This is a genomic window from Streptococcus sp. oral taxon 431 (genome assembly GCF_023110115.1).
In the GTDB taxonomy this organism is placed as follows: Bacteria; Bacillota; Bacilli; order Lactobacillales; family Streptococcaceae; genus Streptococcus.
In genome coordinates, this window is sequence record NZ_JALDVP010000005.1 from 25,311 (window position 1) to 45,285 (window position 19,975).

The following is a 19,975-nucleotide window of genomic DNA, read 5'->3' on the forward strand; positions in this document are numbered from 1 at the left end:
GACTTAGAACAAAAAAAGCCGCCTGATTGGGCGACTTAATTTTTTTATAGGGAGATTATTATGAAAAAGTTTTAGGAGTATAAGTTAAGTTCTTCTTAACTTATGAGATAAGTATACAGCTCCTATCTTAAAGTTTCCTTAAGTATTTTTAAATGTGAGATTTTTCCATTTTTCTCGCCAGTTTTTCTTAGATAAACGCTGGTGATAAAGCTTCATCCGGTCGTCATTTTCTAAAAAATGAGGAGTTGGACGAACTTGAAAGTTCAAAATATCCTCTAAACCATAAGGCGCAAAGAGCTCTAAAGTTGCGTCAGCTTGCATGCTAAGTCCTACCGCCGTACAACGTTCAGGATATTTACTCATGGCATCGCAGGAATTTCTATACGGAGCCGTATGGGGACTATGCTGATGCATATAGACTTGATTTTTCAGCTCCCACTGATACTGGGGAAAGTCCTCTCTCAGCTTGTTTTCTATAGCCAGCGTTTCTTCGTAACTCACATCTGGGTCAAAGAAAATCACATCCACATCCGTTTCACGGTCAAAGGCTGGCTTATCTGACAAGAGATTCCAGATAAAATTTCGGACCGATCCAGCCGCCAACCAGGAATCTTTCAACTCCAAGTCACGGATGATGGTCAGAATAGGCATCATATCAGGATTTTCTCTGAAAGAGTCTAAGATTTCAGTCTCATTTTTCAATGTATTCATACCCTAAATGCTCATAGGCCTTGGCTGTCGCGACCCGTCCTGAACGAGTTCGCATGATAAAGCCTTTCTGGATCAGGTAAGGTTCGTACATATCCTCTACCGTCTCACGCTCTTCAGCGATATTAACCGAAAGGGTACCTAGACCGACAGGACCGCCACCGTACATTTCAATCATGGTACGGAGAATTTTCTGGTCCACATAGTCCAAACCTTCATGGTCTACATCCAGCATGGTCAAAGCCTTATCCGTAATCACATCATCAATCAAGCCATCGCCCATAATCTGCGCAAAGTCACGCACGCGCTTGAGAAGACGATTGGCGATACGAGGAGTCCCACGGCTACGGAGAGCTAACTCCGAAGCTGCTTCATGAGTGATTTCCATCTCAAAGATATCTGCCGTCCGCTCGACAATCTCTGTCAAGTCGTCATGGGTATAGTATTCCATGTGACCAGTGATTCCAAAACGGGCACGAAGAGGATTTGAGAGCATCCCTGCTCGTGTCGTCGCACCAATCAAGGTAAAAGGTGGCAAATCTAGATGGACACTACGGCTAGCTTCTCCTGCACCAATCATGATGTCAATGTAGAAGTCTTCCATGGCACTGTATAGCACCTCTTCTACCGACATGGGCAAGCGATGAATCTCATCAATAAAAAGAACATCTCCTGGCTCCAAGTCATTCAAAATCGCTACCAAATCACCGGCTTTTTCGATAACGGGACCAGACGTCTGCTTGAGATTGACTCCCAATTCATTGGCAATGACAAAAGCCATGGTTGTTTTCCCGAGACCTGGAGGGCCAAATAAAAGAACATGATCCAGCGCCTCATCACGCATTTTTGCTGCCTCGATAAAGATTTGAAGCTGATCCTTGACCTTGTCTTGTCCGATATATTCACGTAAATATTGGGGACGGAGGGTACGTTCTACCAACTCCTCATCACCCATGATTTCATTATCTAAAATTCTACTCATGTTCCTATTATAGCAAAAATCCAGCCTACAAACAAAAAAGCCACCTGATTTGGTGGCTTCTTTAGGGAGATTATTATGAAAAAGAAAAGTTAGGATTTCTATTAAATAAAGTTAGGAGGTCTTTACTTAATAATTATATGGTACAAGATAAGACTTAAAGTTAACTTAACCTATAATTTTTATTTTTTTGCTAGAGATTTTAACTACTACCAGCCAAAGCAGAAGAGTTAGGAAGCAGATACTCACCACTATTAAGTATGTTTCTTCCTTTGTTAAAAGGTTCTGCCAATTAAGCCGGATTCCTAATTTTTCTTGAAACTCTTCTAATAAGCTACTATTCCCCATAAATGTAGTTTCTAATTGCTCCTTCATTAAGACCTGTCTATAGAGAGAAGCAAGATAGGTAGCCGGTGTGCACTTCATGAGAACTTGAGCGAAGTTAGGAAGAATTCCCATTGGTACATAAGTTCCTACTAAAAACCCTGAAGCTGTACCTACAATGGTAGCCAATTTACCCAGACTATCTACTGACTGGAAATGGTAAATCAAGAGTGCATTTACCAATGTTGAAAGGAGACTACTTAGCAGCATGATTAAACTTATTTCAAATAGCTTACTCATAGCTGGAATTTCTTGAAAATAAAGGCTCATAACAATAAGCATAAAGGCTTGCATAACAAAGGAAATGATAAGGCTACTAATAAGATAAGACAGTTGCAAGCCCCAGCTCCCTAAGTCTGTCAAAAAGAGATCCTGATCCACTTGATTTTCACGGTCTTGTACCATCTGGGACAAAGCTGTAAAACTGGTTGTAATCCCAGTCACAGCCAAGGTTCCACCCATCAGCCAGTTATTTAAAAGGCTCTTATTATCAGGAAGTTGGGACCAGGCATCCATCAAATTTTTCTGCAAAAAAATGATATAGAGTAGAAAGGAAATCAAAGCTCCCAGTAATGAGAAAAAGACTCCTGAACGATTACGAAAATACAACAAAAAATCACGTTTTAATAAGGCTAACATTAGCGCACCTCTCTTCCTGTAAGGGCTATGAAGGCATCATCCATAGTTCCTGGACGAAATTCAAAGCTAGCAATCTTCTCACGAACTTGGGTCAAATAATCAATAGCTTCCAATTGGCTCTTAGGATAAAGACTATACTCAAACTCATTTTCCTTTTCCACAGGCATATTTTTAGGTAAGAATTTCTCCACCTGCTTGTCTTTAAAACAAATTTTTAAAAGATTGGAAGCGTACTCACTTTTAATTTCAGCAGCAGAACCTTGGGCAATAACCTTTCCATGATCTATAATATAAAGTTGATCTGCCTCATCTGCTTCATCCAGATAATGAGTCGTTAAGATAATAGTCATCCCTTCATCTCTTTGTAGACGATACAATAAATCCCAAATGGATTTGCGAGTCTGAATATCTAGTCCAGTCGTAGGCTCATCTAGAAACAAAATATCGGGATTGGATAGGAGAGCCCGAGCAATGTCAACTCGACGTTTCTGTCCTCCTGATAAAGTTCCATAAAGTTGTTTCTGAAAAGCAGTCAACCCTAGTTGATTGATTAAATCTTCCACACGACCACCTTTAATCTCCTTATACTGCTGGGCACGAATGGCTAGGTTTTCTTTGACCGTCAACTTTTCATCCAATACACTTGCTTGAAAAACAACTCCAATCCGAGTATTGGGCGCATAGATGATTTGACCATTAGTTGCTCGTTTAAGTCCGATTAACATTGAAATCGTGGTCGATTTGCCAGCCCCATTAGGTCCTAAGATTGCGTTAAAACTTCCTTTTTTAAACTCTAAATTTATATCTTTTACTGCTGTATGGTCTCCATAGTTCTTAGTGAGGCCTTTTGCTTGTAAAATCATATTTCCTTCCTCCTTTTTACACCTTCAGTTTAACAAAAAGGAAAAAGAAAAAATATAGTTTGGTGCTATGTGGTCGAAATGGATGATTATGTGGTCAATTCTACCTTAAAACTTCTGCATTTGAACATAAAAAAGCCACCTGATTTGGTGGCTTCTTTAGGGAGATTATTATGAAAAAGAAAAGTTTAGGATTTCTATTAAATAAAGTTAGGAGGCCTTTACTTAATAATTATATGATACATGAGTAAACTTAAAGTTAACTTAAGATAAAAGAATTATTTAAATTTTTTTCGATCCACCCAAATCATTCCTGTACAATCATAAGTAGATAAGGTTTCAAACCCCAGAGAACGGTAAAAACCCAAGGTTTTTTCTGTCTGTTCAGTCGCTAGTTGTATTTGATAGGCATCCTTATAGTCAGCCAAGGCTTCTTTCATCAAGTTACTACCAATTCCTTGGCGCTGATAGCTAGGCAAAACAATCAAATCCTGGACAAAAACGGATGAAAAACCGTCTCCAACCAAACGGACCAAACCAACTATTGCCTCACCATCAAGTGCCAGGTAAATTGCTAGCGAATGAGACAAGGCCTGCTCCAACATCTTTGGCTGTTTGGTATAGTTTGTCCAACCAACTGCCTGATAGAGATGTAAAACGTCATTAATTAAAACAGATCTTTCTTTTGTAATCTTAATCATAACAAACCTTTCTAACATTCTCGTAGAGATTTCAACTGATGGCCTTCTTCATCAAAATTCTCAGATTTTAACCACGCTTTAAAACGTGCTTTAACCTTTGGCCAGTCCTTATCGATCATAGACAACCAATCCGTATCTCTGGTGCGACCTTTATAGATAACAGCTTGGCGGAAGGTTCCTTCATAGACAAAGCCCAAACGTTCTGCTGCTTTTCTAGATGGAAGATTGAGGGCGTCGCACTTCCACTCATAGCGTCGATAGTTGAGTTCTTCAAAGACATAACGGGCTAGCAAATAGTGAGCTTCTGTTCCCATCCTGGTCTGTTTGAGAGCCGGAGAAAAAGTCACCGCGCCAACTTCAATGGTGCGATTGGCTTGGTCAATACGCATGAGCGAAAAAGTACCCAGTGCTTTACCAGTCGCTTTATCGATAATCGCGTAGTAAAAGCGATCCTTGCGCTCAATCATCTGCTTTAAAGCTACCATTAACTCTTCTAGATTAGCCACAGGTTGTTGAAAGAGATAGGTCCACATGTCACGAGGACTATCTGGACCATAGACAGCTAATAAATCCTCTGCATGCTTTTCCACCGATAGAGCTTCTATAATCGTATATCGCCCTTCTATCCGTACAAGTGAAGGCAAAACTCCAGGTGTATCATCTACAGGTTCACCAATCATCTGACCGTATTCATTTACTGGCATAGCTTTCTCCTTGTCTCACACTTATAAGTTTAAAGATGTGAATAGTATATCACATCTCACAGGTAATCTACCAAAAATCCTCCAGATTCTACTCTGAAGGACTTTTAAATTTATTTCGTTACGATATTTACAAGCTTGTTAGGTACACTAATCACTTTCACGATTTCCTTACCATCGATCTCTGCTTTGACTTTTTCGTCAGCCAGAGCAATTTCTTGCAATTCTTCGCGAGAAAGGTCTTTAGCGACCATGAGTTTGGCACGAACTTTTCCTTTGATTTGGACGACAATTTCGATTTCGTCTTCAATCAATTTGCTTTCGTCCCATGTTGGCCAAGCTACATAAGAGATAGACTCGCCTGTCGCTGCCACTGTTTGCCAGAGTTCTTCAGCCAAGTGAGGGGCAAATGGAGCGATCAATTGGATAAAGCCTTTAGCGTAATCCACATAGAGCTTGTCTTCCTTGTTCGCTGCGTTGACAAAGACCATGAGTTGGGCAATGGCTGTGTTGAATTTCATGGACTCGATTTGCTCTGTGACAGCTTTAACGGTTTCGTTATAAACCTTGTCTAGAGCGCCATTGTTTTCCGCAACGATTTCTTTCGTTGTGATCAAACGGTACACACGGTCAAGGAATTTACGGCTTCCTTCCAGACCTTCTTCTGACCAAGCGATGGAAGCATCGAGTGGTCCCATGAACATTTCATAGACACGAAGGGTATCAGCACCGTATTGTTCCACCACATCGTCTGGGTTGACCACGTTCTTGAGGGATTTCGACATCTTAGCTGGTGCTTGCTCCAATTCTTCCCCTGTTTCCATGTGGAAGAAGGAACCGTCACGTTTTTCAACCTTGTCAGTCGCCACAAGAGCACCACGGTGGTCACGGTAGCTAGTTCCCAAGATCATTCCCTGGTTAAAGAGTTTTTGGAATGGTTCTTTGGTTGGAACAACACCGATATCATAGAGGAATTTATGCCAGAAACGAGCGTAAAGCAAGTGAAGAACAGCGTGTTCTGCACCACCCACGTAGATATCGACTGGCAACCATTGTTTGAGGAGGTCCTCATCGGCCAATTTCTCAGTGTTATGTGGATCGATATAACGGAGGTAGTACCAGCTTGAACCAGCCCATTGCGGCATGGTATTGGTCTCGCGACGACCTTTGACGCCATCTTCACGAGTCACTTCAAGCCAGTCTGTCAGGTTGGCCAATGGGCTTTCCCCAGTACCTGAAGGGCGGATGTCCTTGGTTACCGGCAAGACAAGTGGCAAGTCACTTTCTGGAACGGCTGTTGAAGTCCCATCTTCCCAATGAATGATTGGGATTGGTTCACCCCAGTAACGTTGACGGCTAAAGAGCCAGTCGCGGAGGCGGTAAGTCACCTTCTCTTGACCACAACCTTTTTCTTCCAACCAAGCCACAATCTTGGCAATAGCATCTTCTTTGTTGAGTCCATCTAGGAAGTCTGAATTGACGTGAAGGCCATCTTCTGTGTAGGCAGCTTCTGCTACGTTTCCACCTTCTAGCACTTCTACGATTGGAAGACCAAACTGGTTAGCAAATTCCCAGTCACGTTGGTCGTGGGCAGGTACTGCCATGACTGCACCTGTTCCATAGCTAGAAAGAACATAGTCGGCAATCCAGATTGGGATTTCTTTACCATTAACAGGGTTTACGGCATAAGCGCCAGTCCAAACCCCTGTCTTTTCCTTGGCAAGGTCTGTACGAGCCAAGTCTGATTTCAAGCTAGCTTGGTGTTTGTATTCAGCAACAGCCTCTGCTTGTTCTGGACTTGTGATAGCATCTACCAAGTCATGCTCAGGAGCCAAGACAGTGAAGGTTGCCCCGAAAAGGGTATCTGGACGTGTCGTAAAGACGGTGAATTCCTTGTCTGTTCCTTTCACTTTGAAAGTGACATTGGCACCAGTTGATTTCCCAATCCAGTTGCGTTGCATGTCCTTGATAGACTCTGGCCAGTCCAGGTCATCCAAGTCATTGAGTAAGCGCTCCGCATAGGCAGTGATTTTAAGCATCCATTGGCGCATTGGTTTGCGGACAACTGGATAGCCACCACGCTCAGAAGTTCCGTCAGGAAGGACTTCTTCGTTGGCAATGGCTGTTCCCAATTCTTCAACCCAGTTTACTGGCACTTCAGCTTCATAAGCCAAGCCTTTTTCGTAAAGCTTGGTGAAGATCCATTGTGTCCATTTGTAGTAGTTCGGATCTGTAGTGTTGACTTCACGATCCCAGTCGTAAGAGAATCCAAGCGCATTGATTTGGCGTTTGAAGTTGGCAATGTTTTCTGCTGTGAATTCCGCCGGGTCATTCCCTGTATCCATAGCGTATTGCTCTGCAGGCAAACCAAAAGCATCCCACCCCATTGGGTGAAGGACGTTATAGCCTTGGGCACGTTTGAAACGACTGAGAATATCTGTCGCTGTATAGCCTTCTGGGTGTCCTACGTGAAGACCTGCTCCAGATGGATAAGGGAACATGTCCAATGCATAAAACTTAGGTTTTGAAGCGTCTGTTCCTGTCTTAAAAGTGTGATGATCAGCCCAGTGTTTCTGCCACTTAGGCTCGATTTCTTTGTGATTGTAAAAACTCATGCTGTCTCTCCAATTTTCGTGATGCTCCTATTATACCATTTTTAAGGAAAATATTGTTTCTCTTTTCGTCATTTTTATCGTTTTGACCTTTAAATACTAGATATTTATACTGATAGTTTCTCAAATTTCTCCAATTTATATAATTTCCTATTCAAACAATTCTTAATAAATAATATTAATGCAAGTTAGTGCTTTTTATGGTAGAATATAGGAAAGTGCTTTCTCAGAAGGAGGGAAAAATGAACAAACAAACCATCGCTGTTTTAGGGCCTGGTTCTTGGGGTACTGCTCTGTCACAAGTTTTAAATGACAATGGACATGAAGTACGTATCTGGGGAAATATTCCTGACCAAATTGACGAAATCAATACACAACATACCAACAAACGCTATTTTAAGGATACTGTATTAGACGAAAAGATTGTTGCCTATCATGATTTGGCAGAAGTCTTGAAGGGCGTTGACGCTGTCTTGTTCGTAGTTCCAACTAAGGTGACAAGATTGGTAGCTCAACAGGTAGCTGCTGTTTTGGATCATAAAGTGGTTATTATGCATGCTTCAAAAGGTCTCGAGCCAAATAGTCACAAACGTCTTTCAACCATTCTTGAAGAAGAAATCCCTGAAGAGTTCCGCAGTGAAATTGTGGTTGTATCTGGTCCTAGTCACGCAGAAGAAACAATTGTCCGCGACATCACCTTGATTACTGCTGCTTCTAAAGATTTACAAACAGCTCAGTATGTTCAAGCACTCTTTAGCAACCACTACTTCCGTCTTTATACCAATACAGATGTGATCGGAGTGGAAACAGCTGGTGCTCTTAAAAATATTATCGCGGTTGGTGCAGGAGCACTTCATGGACTTGGATTTGGAGATAATGCCAAAGCAGCTATTATCACGCGCGGGCTTGCGGAAATCACTCGTCTAGGAGTCAAGCTTGGAGCAAATCCACTGACTTATAGCGGACTTTCAGGTGTTGGGGATCTAATCGTTACCGGAACTTCTATCCACTCACGTAACTGGCGTGCCGGAGATGCTCTTGGGCGTGGCGAAGCCTTGGCAGATATCGAAGCAAATATGGGAATGGTCATTGAAGGAATTTCAACAACCAAAGCTGCTTACGAATTGGCGCAAGAGCTTGGAGTCTATATGCCTATTACCCAGGCTATTTACCAAGTTATTTATGAAAATGTTAATATTAAGGATGCTGTTTCTGAACTCATGAGTAACGAGTTCAAGGCAGAAAACGAGTGGTCATAATCATCGTTAGAAAGGATGCTCATGAAGCAAAAAGTTAGAAAAGCTGTTATCCCTGCCGCGGGGCTTGGAACTCGTTTCCTCCCGGCAACCAAAGCCTTGGCCAAAGAAATGTTGCCAATCGTGGATAAGCCAACCATTCAATTCATCGTTGAAGAAGCTCTCAAGTCTGGAATTGAGGATATTCTTGTTGTAACAGGGAAGTCAAAACGTTCTATTGAAGACCACTTTGACTCAAACTTTGAACTAGAATATAACCTTAAGGAAAAAGGAAAAACAGATCTCTTAAAATTAGTTGATGAAACAACAGGCATGCGCCTTCACTTCATCCGTCAAACACACCCACGCGGGCTTGGAGATGCCGTTTTACAAGCCAAAGCATTCGTTGGGAATGAGCCTTTTGTGGTGATGCTCGGAGATGATCTCATGGATATCACTGATGACAATGCTGTTCCGTTGACCAAGCAACTCATGAATGATTATGAAGAGACTCACGCTTCTACTATCGCTGTGATGCCTGTACCACATGAAGAAGTCTCTGCCTATGGTGTTATCGCACCTCAAGGTGAAGGAAAAGACGGACTTTATAGCGTTGAAACCTTCGTTGAAAAACCAGCTCCTGAAGATGCACCAAGTGATTTAGCCATTATCGGTCGTTACCTTCTCACACCTGAGATTTTTGGTATTCTTGAAAACCAAACACCTGGTGCCGGAAATGAAATCCAGCTAACAGACGCTATTGATACCCTCAACAAAACCCAACGAGTATTTGCTCGTGAATTTAAAGGTTCACGTTATGACGTTGGAGATAAGTTTGGATTCATGAAGACTTCCATCGAATACGCCCTCAAACATCCTCAAGTTAAAGACCACTTGAAAGACTACTTGATTGATCTTGGAAAAGAACTTTCAGGTGAATAACAAACCCTTAAAACCAGGTTGAATTTACCTGGTTTTTTTGTTGCCTAAATACCTCCAAAGCTAGTCCAAGCCTAATTTCTTGCAATCATTGCTTTTATGGTATAATAATAAGGAGTGAGGAAAGAAATGAAGAATAAATTATTATCTATGAAAGAAAAAGGACTAGCCTTACTGGAGTCCCTTAAAACAAAACTAAAAAATATACATCTAGGAAAAAAAGGTCCTAAAAATTCTAAAAAGAAAAAGCAAACCAAAACGAATATTTGGACTATCTTTGCTAATATCTTACTGGGAATCAAGGCAACCTTTAATACCCTATTCATCATCGCCTTTCTTGGTGGACTTTTAGGTACTGGGGTTGTTTTCGGTTATGCTGTATCTCTGTTTGACAAAGTGACCGTCCCTCAAACAGAAGATTTAGTCAAACAAGTGAACGATATTTCATCCATTTCAGAGATTCGCTATGCTGATGGTTCCATGATTGGTGCTATTGAAAGCGACCTCCTTCGGACTTCTGTCGCATCGGATGCTATTTCAGAAAATCTCAAACAAGCTATCGTTGCGACCGAGGATGAACATTTCGCCGAACATAATGGAGTCGTTCCTAAAGCGGTTATTCGTGCCAGCCTCGGAAACTTTATCGGACTTGGTTCTTCTAGTGGAGGTTCTACACTAACCCAGCAACTTATCAAGCAGCAAGTGGTTGGGGATGCTCCTACACTAACCCGTAAAGCTACTGAAATCGTGGATGCCTTGGCCTTGGAGAGAGCAATGAGTAAGGACGAAATCTTAACAACCTATCTCAACGTTGCTCCATTTGGTCGTAACAATAAAGGGCAAAATATCGCAGGAGCTCAACAAGCTGCCAAGGGTATTTTCGGTGTTGACGCCAATCAGCTAACGATACCTCAAGCAGCCTTCATAGCAGGCTTGCCACAAAGTCCCATCTCTTACTCACCTTATGAATCTACTGGGGAGATGAAGAGCGAAGAGGATATGGCACTTGGTATCAAACGCTCAAAAGATGTCCTTTACAATATGTACAGAACAGGAGTCCTCAGTCAGGAAGACTACGAAACCTATAAAGCATACGACATCAAACAAGATTTCTTGCCAGCAGAAAGTGTAAACGTAGCTTCTAGGGGCTATCTCTACTTTACTGCACTTGATGAAGCAACTAATCTCATGTATGATTACTTGGTACAAAAAGACAACGTCTCTGCCCAAGAACTCAAGAACGAATCTATCCAAAAATCCTATCGTGAATTAGCCGAAAAAGAAATTCAAAATGGTGGTTACCGTATCACAACTACAATCGACAAAGCTATCCATACTGCCATGCAAGATGCAGTGGCCAACTATGGCTATCTAGTCGACGATAATACCGGCCAACCTGAAGTCGGAAATGTTTTGATGGATAATCAAACGGGAGCTATCTTAGGTTTTGTCGGTGGCCGCGATTACCAAAGTAACCAAAATAACCACGCTTTTAATACCAAACGTTCTCCTGCTTCAACTACTAAACCAATCCTAGCTTACAGTATTGCCATTGACCAAGGTTTGATGGGAAGTGCAAGTGTCCTATCTAACTATCCAACCAACTTCTCAAACGGAAATCCAATCATGTATGTCAATAGTCCTGGTACAGGCATGATGAGCTTGAAAGAAGCCCTCAATTATTCATGGAACATCCCAGCCTACTGGACTTACCGCACACTCCGTGAAAAGGGTGTTGATGTTCGCTCTTACATGGAAAAAATGGGCTATGAAATCCCGGAATACGACATTGAAAGTTTGCCTATGGGTGGAGGAATCGATGTTACTGTAGCTCAACATACAAACGGATACCAAACCTTAGCCAACAACGGTGTTTATCATAAAAAATTCATGATTTCGAAAATCGAAAAAACTAGTGGTGAGGTTATCTATGAGCACAAAGACGAACCTGTTCAGGTATACTCTAAAGCGACTGCAACCATTATGCAGAGCTTATTGAGAGATGTTATTTCGTCACGAGTCACTTCAAGCTTCCAGAGCGATCTTGCTGCAATCAATCCAAGTTTAGCAGGTGCTGACTGGATTGGTAAAACGGGTACAACCAATGAAGATGGTGATATGTGGCTTATGCTTTCAACTCCAAGATTGACACTTGGCGGTTGGCTTGGTCACGATGACAACCGACCTCTTGGAAAGGGAGCTGGTCACTACCGCAATGCTAAATATATGGCTTATCTGGTAAATGCTATTCAGCAAGCTTCTCCTTCTGTTTGGGGTTCTGAACGCTTTAGTCTTGACTCCAGCGTCACTTCTTCTCAAGTTCTTAGATCGACTGGTCAGAAACCAGGTAAGGTTACTATTAACGGTAGAGAAATTGAAGTAACTGGAGAAATGGTAACAAGCTATTGGGCTAATCAAACTGGTGCTCCAACTACTACCTACAGATTTGCCATTGGTGGAAGCGATGCTGACTACCAAAATGCTTGGAATACTATTTTGGGAAGCTTACCAAAATCTTCTAATTCCAACAATAATAACTCAAACAACAATAGCAATAACAACAATAATCGAAGTAATAACAATAATAATAGCAACAACAACAGTAACAGTAGCAGCAATAACGGTAATAATAACAATAATATTACCAACGGAAGTAACAACTCTTCGTCAAATAGACTACAACGCTAACCTTTTATATGAATCACTACCAAAAGAATATTTTTAAGGGAACCATTTACTCCCTCCTATCTGGATTAATATGGGGTATTTGTGGCATTTTAGGAGAATTCTTCTTTACGCATTATCAAGTATCATCCGGCTGGATTACTTCCATGCGACTAAGCCTTGCAGGTGGTTTCGTGCTCATCTTGTCTAGCTTTAAGTTCCGCTCACAGCTATTCGATATCTGGAGAAACCGCAAAAACTACCTGCCTTTTCTGGCTTATGTCATCTTAGGAATCTTCTCTGTTCAGTATTTCTTCTATCTCTGTGTAGAATACTCTAATGCGACAACTGCAACCATCCTACAATTTATCAGTCCTGTCTTCATTCTCATATACAACCGTATCATCTACAAGAAAAAAGCTTCTAAAAAAGCAATCTTCTATGTTTTAACTGCTATGCTTGGGGTCTTTTTGATGGCTACCAAAGGCGATCTTTCTAAGCTTTCCATCACTCCTATCGCTTTATTAACCGGACTGCTCAGTGCGCTGGGCGTCATGTTTAATGTCATCTTACCCCAGCCATTTGCTCGAAAATATGGTTTTGTTCCTACTGTTGGTTGGGGAATGATGCTGGCTGGACTCTTTAGTAATTTTCTCTATCCTGTATATAGAATTAGCTTTCAGCTAGATTGGGTGAGCATCTTGATTTGTTTGACCATTGCCTTTCTGGGAACAGCTTTTGCCTTTTTCCTATCTATGAAGGCTGTCTCGCTCGTATCCCCATTGGTGGTGTCAGTGGTTAGTGCAAGTGAACCGCTATCCTCTGCTATTCTAAGCGTTCTATTTCTAGGTCTGGTCTTGGACGGCTACCTGCTATTAGCTATGATTTTGATTATTATTCCCATGATCTTCTTATCCATCGAAGAATCAAAGGATAAACTGAAAGAATCTTCTTTTAACACTTAAGGCTTCAATTTTGAAGCCTTTTTTGGTAGAATAGTAAGCATTACAAAGAGTGAGGAGACATCTATGACTGCTACAAAAATGAATGCACAAGAAATTATCCAATTTATCGCCAATGCTGAGAAAAAAACAAGTGTAAAAGTGACCTTTGAAGGACAACTTGCCGGAGCTATCCCTGCTTCTGTTACCAAACTTGGAAATGTTCTTTTTGGAGACTGGAAGGATATCGCACCTCTTCTTGAAGGACTAACAGAAAATAAAGATTATGTTGTTGAGCAAGATGCTCGTAATTCTGCAGTTCCTTTGCTAGATAAACGTGCTATCAACGCTCGTATCGAACCAGGGGCTATCATCCGTGACCAGGTTGAGATTGGCGACAACGCTGTTATCATGATGGGAGCTGTGATCAATATTGGTGCTGAAATCGGTGATGGTACTATGATTGACATGGGTGCTATTCTAGGTGGACGTGCTATTGTCGGTAAAAATAGTCACGTGGGTGCGGGAGCTGTTCTTGCAGGTGTTATCGAACCAGCTAGTGCAGAGCCTGTCCGTGTCGGTGATAATGTTCTCATCGGTGCTAACGCTGTGGTTATCGAAGGTGTTCAAATCGGTAGCGGTTCTGTTGTTGCAGCAGGTGCCATCGTCACTCAAGATGTCCCAGAAAATGTTGTGGTGGCAGGTGTTCCAGCTCGTGTTATCAAAGAAATCGATAGCCAAACCCAACAAAAAACAGCGCTAGAAGATGCGCTTCGTACCTTGTAGTTAGTAACAGAGGCGGAAATGTTTCCAGCCTCTTTATCGTATCAATAGAAGGAAATTAGATATGTTAGATTTGATTCACACTCGACGCGATCTTCACCAAATTCCTGAGATTGGTTTAGAAGAATTCAAGACTCAAGCTTATTTGCTCAATGTCATTGAGAAATTAACAGCTGGTAAGGATTTTGTTCAAATTCGCACTTGGCGAACAGGTATTTTAGTGTATTTACAGGGAAGTCAGCCAGAACGTACCATCGGTTGGCGGACAGATATCGACGGACTCCCAATCGTTGAACAAACAGGTCTTGCCTTTGCCTCTCAGCACCCAGACCGTATGCATGCTTGTGGACATGATTTTCACATGACCATTGCCCTAGGAAGTCTCGAACGTGCTCTAGAAAACCAACCTAAAAACAATCTCCTCTTTCTCTTCCAGCCTGCCGAGGAAAATGAAGCAGGTGGTATGCTCATGTATGAAGATGGGGCCTTTGGCGACTGGTTGCCTGATCAATTTTATGGGCTTCATGTTCGTCCAGACCTAAAAGTTGGACAGATTGCGACCAATACCCATACACTCTTTGCAGGAACTTGCGAAGTCAAGATTCATTTCAAGGGTAAAGGTGGTCACGCTGCCTTTCCACATCAAGCAAACGACGCTCTGGTTGCCGCTAGCTATTTTGTCACTCAAGTTCAGTCGGTTGTCAGCCGTAATGTCGATCCTATCGAGGGAGCTGTCGTAACTTTCGGTGTCTTTCATGCTGGAACAACCAATAATGTCATCGCTGATACAGCTTTCTTGCATGGAACCATTCGAGCTCTCACACATAGTATGAGCCTCTTAGTTCAAAAACGTGTCAAAGCCATCGCTGAAGGTGTCGCAGCTGCTTTTGATATGGATGTGGAAGTTGAACTCAAGCAGGGAGGTTACCTATCTGTCGAAAACAACCCTGAATTAGCTCGAGAATTGATGACCTTCTTTAATGAAAAAGAGGGAATTGAACTCATCGATATCGAACCTGCCATGACAGGAGAAGACTTTGGTTATCTTCTCTCCAAGGTTCCTGGTGTCATGTTCTGGCTAGGTATTGATAGTCCCTATGCCCTTCATCATCCACAGATGAGTCCTAATGAAGAAGCTCTAGCTGTCGGTGTCGAGGCTGTATCAAGCTTTTTAGCAAAGAAAGCTGCGGAGTAAACAATGAAAAAAGCCCTACGCAAGCAGGTCTTGCATGAACTCAAATCTCTATCTAAAGAAGAAAAGCAGAATATAGACGATTGGCTCACAGATCAACTCCTTCAACATCCTTTCTATAAGGAAGCAAAAACCATCGCCACTTATCTGTCTTTTCCTCATGAATTTCAGACAGCTAGACTCATTGAACAAGCTCAAAAAGATGGGAAGACACTCCTCATTCCCAAAACCTATCCACATGGGAAAATGGACTTTGTTCTATATGAACCAGAGAAACTCGAAAGAAATTCTTTTGGACTTCTTGAACCTCAAGGAGACTTCACAATCCTTGAACCCTCTCAGATTGACCTGATTCATGTTCCTGGTTTGGCTTTCAATCCTTCAAGATATAGGGTTGGTTACGGTGGTGGCTACTACGACCGCTACTTGGAGCATTTCCCAGGTCATACTATTAGTACGATTTATCCATGTCAGATTCAGAATTTTCAACCTGAGCACTACGATATTCCGGTTAAGGAGGTACTCATCTATGAAAGAAATTTTTGATCGTCGGTATCCTGTCACGAGCTTCTTTCTACTCGTGACAACCCTGGTTTTTGTACTCATGTTTCTAACCAGTGGTTTCAACTATACCAGCGCAGCCACCTTGTATAAATTCGGAGCTGTGTATCCCCCTGCTATCAAGGCCATGCCTGAACAAATCTGGCGTTTATTCTCAGCAACCTTTGTTCACATTGGCTTGCAGCACTTTTTAGTCAATATGCTATCCCTCTACTTTTTGGGACGTCAGATGGAGCAAATCTTTGGCTCCAAACAGTTTTTCTTTATCTACCTTCTATCAGGTATGATGGGAAATCTCTTTGTCCTAGTTTTTAGTCCCAATGCTATTACTGCAGGTGCTTCAACTGCCCTCTACGGTATGTTTGCCTCAATTGTTGTTCTCCGATATGCTTCACGCAATCCCTATCTCCAACAACTTGGTCAATCCTACCTCTCCCTCTTAGTCATCAACCTAGTGGGTAGTATTTTAATGCCTGGTATCAGCCTTGCTGGGCATGTCGGGGGTGCTGTCGGGGGTGCATTACTGGCTATCGTCTTCCCAGTCCGAGGAGAACGAAAAATTTACAGCCCAGGCCAACGTGGTCTAGCAACCCTAGCTTTTATTGCTTTATCAGCTCTACTACTTTTTATCGTACTATTCTAAGAACAAGAAAAACCATTGGAAACTCTCTCAGAGAGCTTTATTTCCAATGGTTTTTTGAATCTATTTGAAAAGTAGCTTAAAATCCATTATTGTCACTGAGTTCTTTGAACCAGTGGCCTGATTTTTTCAAGCGGCGTTCTTGTGTTTCTAAGTCAAGCTCGACCAAACCATAGCGATTTTTATAGCTGTTGAGCCATGACCAGCAATCGATAAATGTCCAGATCAAGTATCCTTTACAGTTGGCACCGTCTTCAATGGCACGATGAAGTTCACGAAGGTGACCTTTGACAAAGTCAATACGATAATCATCCTGAATCATTCCATTTTCGCGGAATTTATCTTCACCTTCAACGCCCATCCCATTCTCTGTCAACATCCACTCGATATTGCCATAGTTTTCCTTGATGTTTTGAGCGATATGGTAAATCCCTTGTTCATAGATTTCCCAGCCACGGTGCGGATTGATCTTACGACCAGGCATGACGTAAGGCTCATAGAAATGCTCCGGCAAGAGCGGACTATCAGGATGCTTAGCAAAACGTGGCGCCATGACACGCAAGGGTTGATAGTAGTTCACTCCTAGGAAGTCAACTGTGTTCTCACGAATGACTTCCAACTCTTCGGACGTGTACTCTGGTAACAAGTCATGCTCAGCTAAAATTTCCACCAATTCTTCTGGATAAGTTCCCAAGACAGATGGATCTAGGAAAGATTGGGCCTGGAATAGATCAGCAATGCGTGCAGCTTTGACATCCGCAGGATGTTGGCTACGTGGATAGGCTGGTGTCAAGTTGAGGACAATCCCAATCTTAGATCCTGGTAAGACTTCATGACAGGCCTTAACGGCAAGAGTGCTGGCTAGTTGGGTATGATAGGCAACCTGAACCGCCGCTTTGGCATCTACCTTATGAGGATAATGGGCATCATAGAAATAGCCAAACTCTACAGGAACGATAGGCTCATTGAAGGTAATCCATTGGTCCACCAAGTCTCCATAAGTTTCAAAACAGAAACGCGCATAGTCTTCATAAGCCTGGATAGTTGCCTTATTTTCCCAACCATCCCCATCTTCTTGAAGGGCAAAAGGCAGGTCAAAGTGATAAAGATTGACTAACAAACGAATGCCCTTAGCCTTGATGGTTTCAAATACCTGACGGTAGAACGCCACACCTTGAGGATTGACTTCTCCACGGCCCTGTGGGAAAATACGTGACCACTGGATAGAAGTTCGAAAGGCTGTATGCCCTGTTTCTAGCAAAAGTTCAATATCCTTTTCCCAGTTCTCATAGAAGGTCGATGTCTTATCAGGTCCAATGCCATTATAGTAGCGATTTGGTTCCACTTGAAACCAATAATCCCAGAGATTATCTCCCTTTCCGTCACTAGGCACTCGCCCTTCTGTCTGTGGCCCAGAAGTTGAGGAACCCCAGACAAAATCCTTTGGAAATTTTAGCATAGCTCTACCTCTTTATTTACTCTTTTTATGTTTATTTTATCCCATTATAAAGAAAAAACAAGGCAAAAACTAGTTACATTTTTGTCTTGTTTTTCTTCTGATTATAGATTTTATTTATTTGTTAGGATTTCAAGGGTTTCAAGCAAGTTATCAGCGTGAACTTCAATCGTATCACCCGTCGCCTTGATCTTAACTTCTACGATGCCATCGGCTGCTTTCTTACCAACAGTGATACGGATTGGAAGACCAATCAAGTCGCTATCGCTAAATTTAACACCGACACGTTCATTACGGTCATCCGTCAAGACTTCGTAGCCTTTATTTACCAAGGCTTCTTCGATACGATTTGTCAATGCAAGAGAGTCTTCGTCCTTGACATTAACTGGAATCAAGTGCACATCAAATGGCGCCAATTCTTTAGGGAAGTTGATTCCCCAAGCGTAACGATATTCACCTTTTGGTGTCTTATTTACAAAGAGGCGAGCGTGTTGTTCCATGACTGCTGAAAGGAGACGGCTGACACCGATACCGTAGCAGCCCATGATGATTGGAACTGCACGACCGTTTTCGTCCAAGACATCTGCTCCCATACTTGCTGAGTAGCGAGTTCCTAGTTTAAAGATGTGACCGATTTCGATACCACGCGCAAAATTGAGAACACCTTGTCCATCTGGAGAGATTTCACCCTCACGAACTTCACGGATATCGACATACTCAGCAGTGAAATCACGACCTGGGTTGACACCAGTTAAGTGGTAACCATCTTCGTTAGCACCTACAACAGCATTGCGACTATCTTGGACCTTGCGGTCAGCGATGATTTTAACATTTTCTGGAAGATTGACTGGCCCAAGTGAACCAAAGTCCGCTCCCAATAATTCTTTCACTTCCGCCTCGGTTGCAGGTTCTAAGAAGTCTGCACCAAGGTAGTTTTTCAATTTGACTTCATTAAGTTGGTCATTGCCAACGAGTAGGGCAACAACTGGCTCCTCGTCTGCGATATAAACCAAGGTCTTGATTGTTTGCTCTTCTGATACATTCAAGAAAGCAGCTACTTCATCAATCGATTTGACACCTGGTGTTTCCACACGAGCTACTTGATCTTCAGTCACAACACGGTTGCTTGGTTTGTAGGCGTTAGTTGCCATTTCCAAGTTAGCTGCATAGCTTGACTCACTTGAGTAGGCAATGGTATCTTCACCAGAAACCATCCATTTGAGCAATTCTGCCTTGATTTTTTTCTGTACATCTACAGGAATCTCATCAAATGATGCGACAGACTTGTCTAAAACAACCCAACGGTCAAGGTCTGTACGAGCAGGTGTGATGGCCATAAATTCTTGGCTATCCTTACCACCCATGGCTCCACCGTCACCGATGATAGCTTTGAAGTCCAAGCCACTACGAGTAAAGATACGCTCGTAAGCTGCCTTGTACTCATCATAGGTTACATCCAAGCTATCGTAGTTAGCGTGGAAGCTATAGCCATCTTTCATGATGAACTCACGGGTCCGAAGAAGTCCATTACGTGGACGTTTTTCATCACGATACTTAGGCTGAATTTGGTACAAGTTCAAAGGCAATTGCTTGTAAGACTTGACAGAATCACGGACAATCGCTGTGAACGTTTCTTCGTGAGTTGGACCCAAGATAAAGTCTGACTTCTCACGATTTTTCAATTTGTACAAGTCCTCACCGTAGGTTTCATAACGGCCAGATTCACGCCAAAGGTCTGCACTGAGAAGGGCTGGAGCCAACATTTCAACAGCACCCATCTTGTCAAACTCTTGACGCATGATGTTCTTGGCTTTTTCGATTACACGGTTAGCAAGTGGCAGGTAAGAATAGACACCTGCTGATACTTGACGAACATAACCAGCACGCAACATAAGGGCGTGGCTGATAACTTGAGCATCGCTTGGCATTTCGCGAAGCGTTGGAATAAGCATTTTACTTTGTTTCATATTTTTCCTCTAA

General features: G+C 42.3%; 17 protein-coding genes. 8 read left to right on the forward strand and 9 right to left on the reverse strand.

The window, feature by feature from the left end; all coding sequences use genetic code 11:
- Positions 1–138: 138 nt before the first annotated feature.
- From M1F91_RS06920 to leuS, 7 genes are all read right to left on the reverse strand, one after another.
- Positions 139–711: a nucleotidyltransferase family protein gene (locus M1F91_RS06920; protein ID WP_247913117.1), complete on the reverse strand. Its 573-nt coding sequence runs from the start codon at positions 709–711 to the stop codon at positions 139–141.
- Complete coding sequence (gene ruvB, locus M1F91_RS06925; protein WP_006151318.1) at positions 692–1,690, reverse strand: Holliday junction branch migration DNA helicase RuvB; 999 nt, start codon at positions 1,688–1,690, stop codon at positions 692–694. Before ruvB ends, M1F91_RS06920 begins: the two co-directional genes overlap by 20 nt.
- A gap of 165 nt (positions 1,691–1,855) precedes the next feature.
- Positions 1,856–2,710 carry an ABC transporter permease gene (locus M1F91_RS06930; protein WP_247913118.1) on the reverse strand — a complete coding sequence of 285 codons (855 nt, stop codon included), beginning with the start codon at positions 2,708–2,710 and terminating at the stop codon, positions 1,856–1,858.
- Complete coding sequence (locus M1F91_RS06935) at positions 2,710–3,573, reverse strand: ABC transporter ATP-binding protein (RefSeq protein WP_006149271.1); 864 nt, start codon at positions 3,571–3,573, stop codon at positions 2,710–2,712. Before M1F91_RS06935 ends, M1F91_RS06930 begins: the two co-directional genes overlap by 1 nt.
- Positions 3,574–3,848: 275 nt before the next feature.
- Positions 3,849–4,271: a GNAT family N-acetyltransferase gene (locus M1F91_RS06940; protein WP_247913119.1), complete on the reverse strand. Its 423-nt coding sequence runs from the start codon at positions 4,269–4,271 to the stop codon at positions 3,849–3,851.
- 11 nt (positions 4,272–4,282) lie between these two features.
- Complete coding sequence (locus M1F91_RS06945) at positions 4,283–4,975, reverse strand: GNAT family protein (RefSeq protein ID WP_247913120.1); 693 nt, start codon at positions 4,973–4,975, stop codon at positions 4,283–4,285.
- A 110-nt stretch (positions 4,976–5,085) separates the two neighbouring features.
- On the reverse strand, positions 5,086–7,587 hold the full coding sequence (leuS, locus tag M1F91_RS06950) for a leucine--tRNA ligase (RefSeq protein WP_247913121.1): 2,502 nt from the start codon (positions 7,585–7,587) through the stop codon (positions 5,086–5,088).
- A 239-nt stretch (positions 7,588–7,826) separates the two neighbouring features.
- Here leuS and M1F91_RS06955 point away from each other — a divergent pair, with 239 nt between their 5' ends.
- From M1F91_RS06955 to M1F91_RS06990, 8 genes are all read left to right on the forward strand, one after another.
- Positions 7,827–8,843, forward strand: coding sequence for an NAD(P)H-dependent glycerol-3-phosphate dehydrogenase (locus M1F91_RS06955; RefSeq protein WP_247913122.1), 1,017 nt, complete (start codon positions 7,827–7,829; stop codon positions 8,841–8,843).
- Positions 8,844–8,864: 21 nt separating this feature from the next.
- A complete protein-coding gene (gene galU, locus M1F91_RS06960) occupies positions 8,865–9,761 on the forward strand; it encodes a UTP--glucose-1-phosphate uridylyltransferase GalU (protein ID WP_036758076.1) in 897 nt (298 codons plus the stop codon).
- Positions 9,762–9,887: 126 nt separating this feature from the next.
- A complete protein-coding gene (gene pbp1b, locus M1F91_RS06965) occupies positions 9,888–12,446 on the forward strand; it encodes a penicillin-binding protein PBP1B (RefSeq protein WP_247913123.1) in 2,559 nt (852 codons plus the stop codon).
- 8 nt (positions 12,447–12,454) lie between these two features.
- Positions 12,455–13,387 (forward strand): EamA family transporter, encoded by a 933-nt coding sequence (locus M1F91_RS06970; protein ID WP_247913124.1) that lies wholly within the window; start codon positions 12,455–12,457, stop codon positions 13,385–13,387.
- Positions 13,388–13,450: 63 nt separating this feature from the next.
- Complete coding sequence (gene dapD / locus M1F91_RS06975; protein WP_247913125.1) at positions 13,451–14,149, forward strand: 2,3,4,5-tetrahydropyridine-2,6-dicarboxylate N-acetyltransferase; 699 nt, start codon at positions 13,451–13,453, stop codon at positions 14,147–14,149.
- A gap of 61 nt (positions 14,150–14,210) precedes the next feature.
- A complete protein-coding gene (locus M1F91_RS06980; RefSeq protein ID WP_247913126.1) occupies positions 14,211–15,341 on the forward strand; it encodes an N-acetyldiaminopimelate deacetylase in 1,131 nt (376 codons plus the stop codon).
- Positions 15,342–15,344: 3 nt separating this feature from the next.
- A complete protein-coding gene (locus tag M1F91_RS06985) occupies positions 15,345–15,884 on the forward strand; it encodes a 5-formyltetrahydrofolate cyclo-ligase (protein ID WP_247913127.1) in 540 nt (179 codons plus the stop codon).
- Positions 15,868–16,542 (forward strand): rhomboid family intramembrane serine protease, encoded by a 675-nt coding sequence (locus M1F91_RS06990; RefSeq protein ID WP_247913128.1) that lies wholly within the window; start codon positions 15,868–15,870, stop codon positions 16,540–16,542. Before M1F91_RS06985 ends, M1F91_RS06990 begins: the two co-directional genes overlap by 17 nt.
- A 76-nt stretch (positions 16,543–16,618) precedes the next feature.
- Here M1F91_RS06990 and M1F91_RS06995 read toward each other — a convergent pair whose 3' ends face one another.
- On the reverse strand, positions 16,619–17,998 hold the full coding sequence (locus M1F91_RS06995; RefSeq protein ID WP_247913129.1) for a glycoside hydrolase family 1 protein: 1,380 nt from the start codon (positions 17,996–17,998) through the stop codon (positions 16,619–16,621).
- Positions 17,999–18,108: 110 nt separating this feature from the next.
- A complete protein-coding gene (locus M1F91_RS07000; protein WP_247913130.1) occupies positions 18,109–19,962 on the reverse strand; it encodes a proline--tRNA ligase in 1,854 nt (617 codons plus the stop codon).
- Positions 19,963–19,975: the final 13 nt, after the last annotated feature.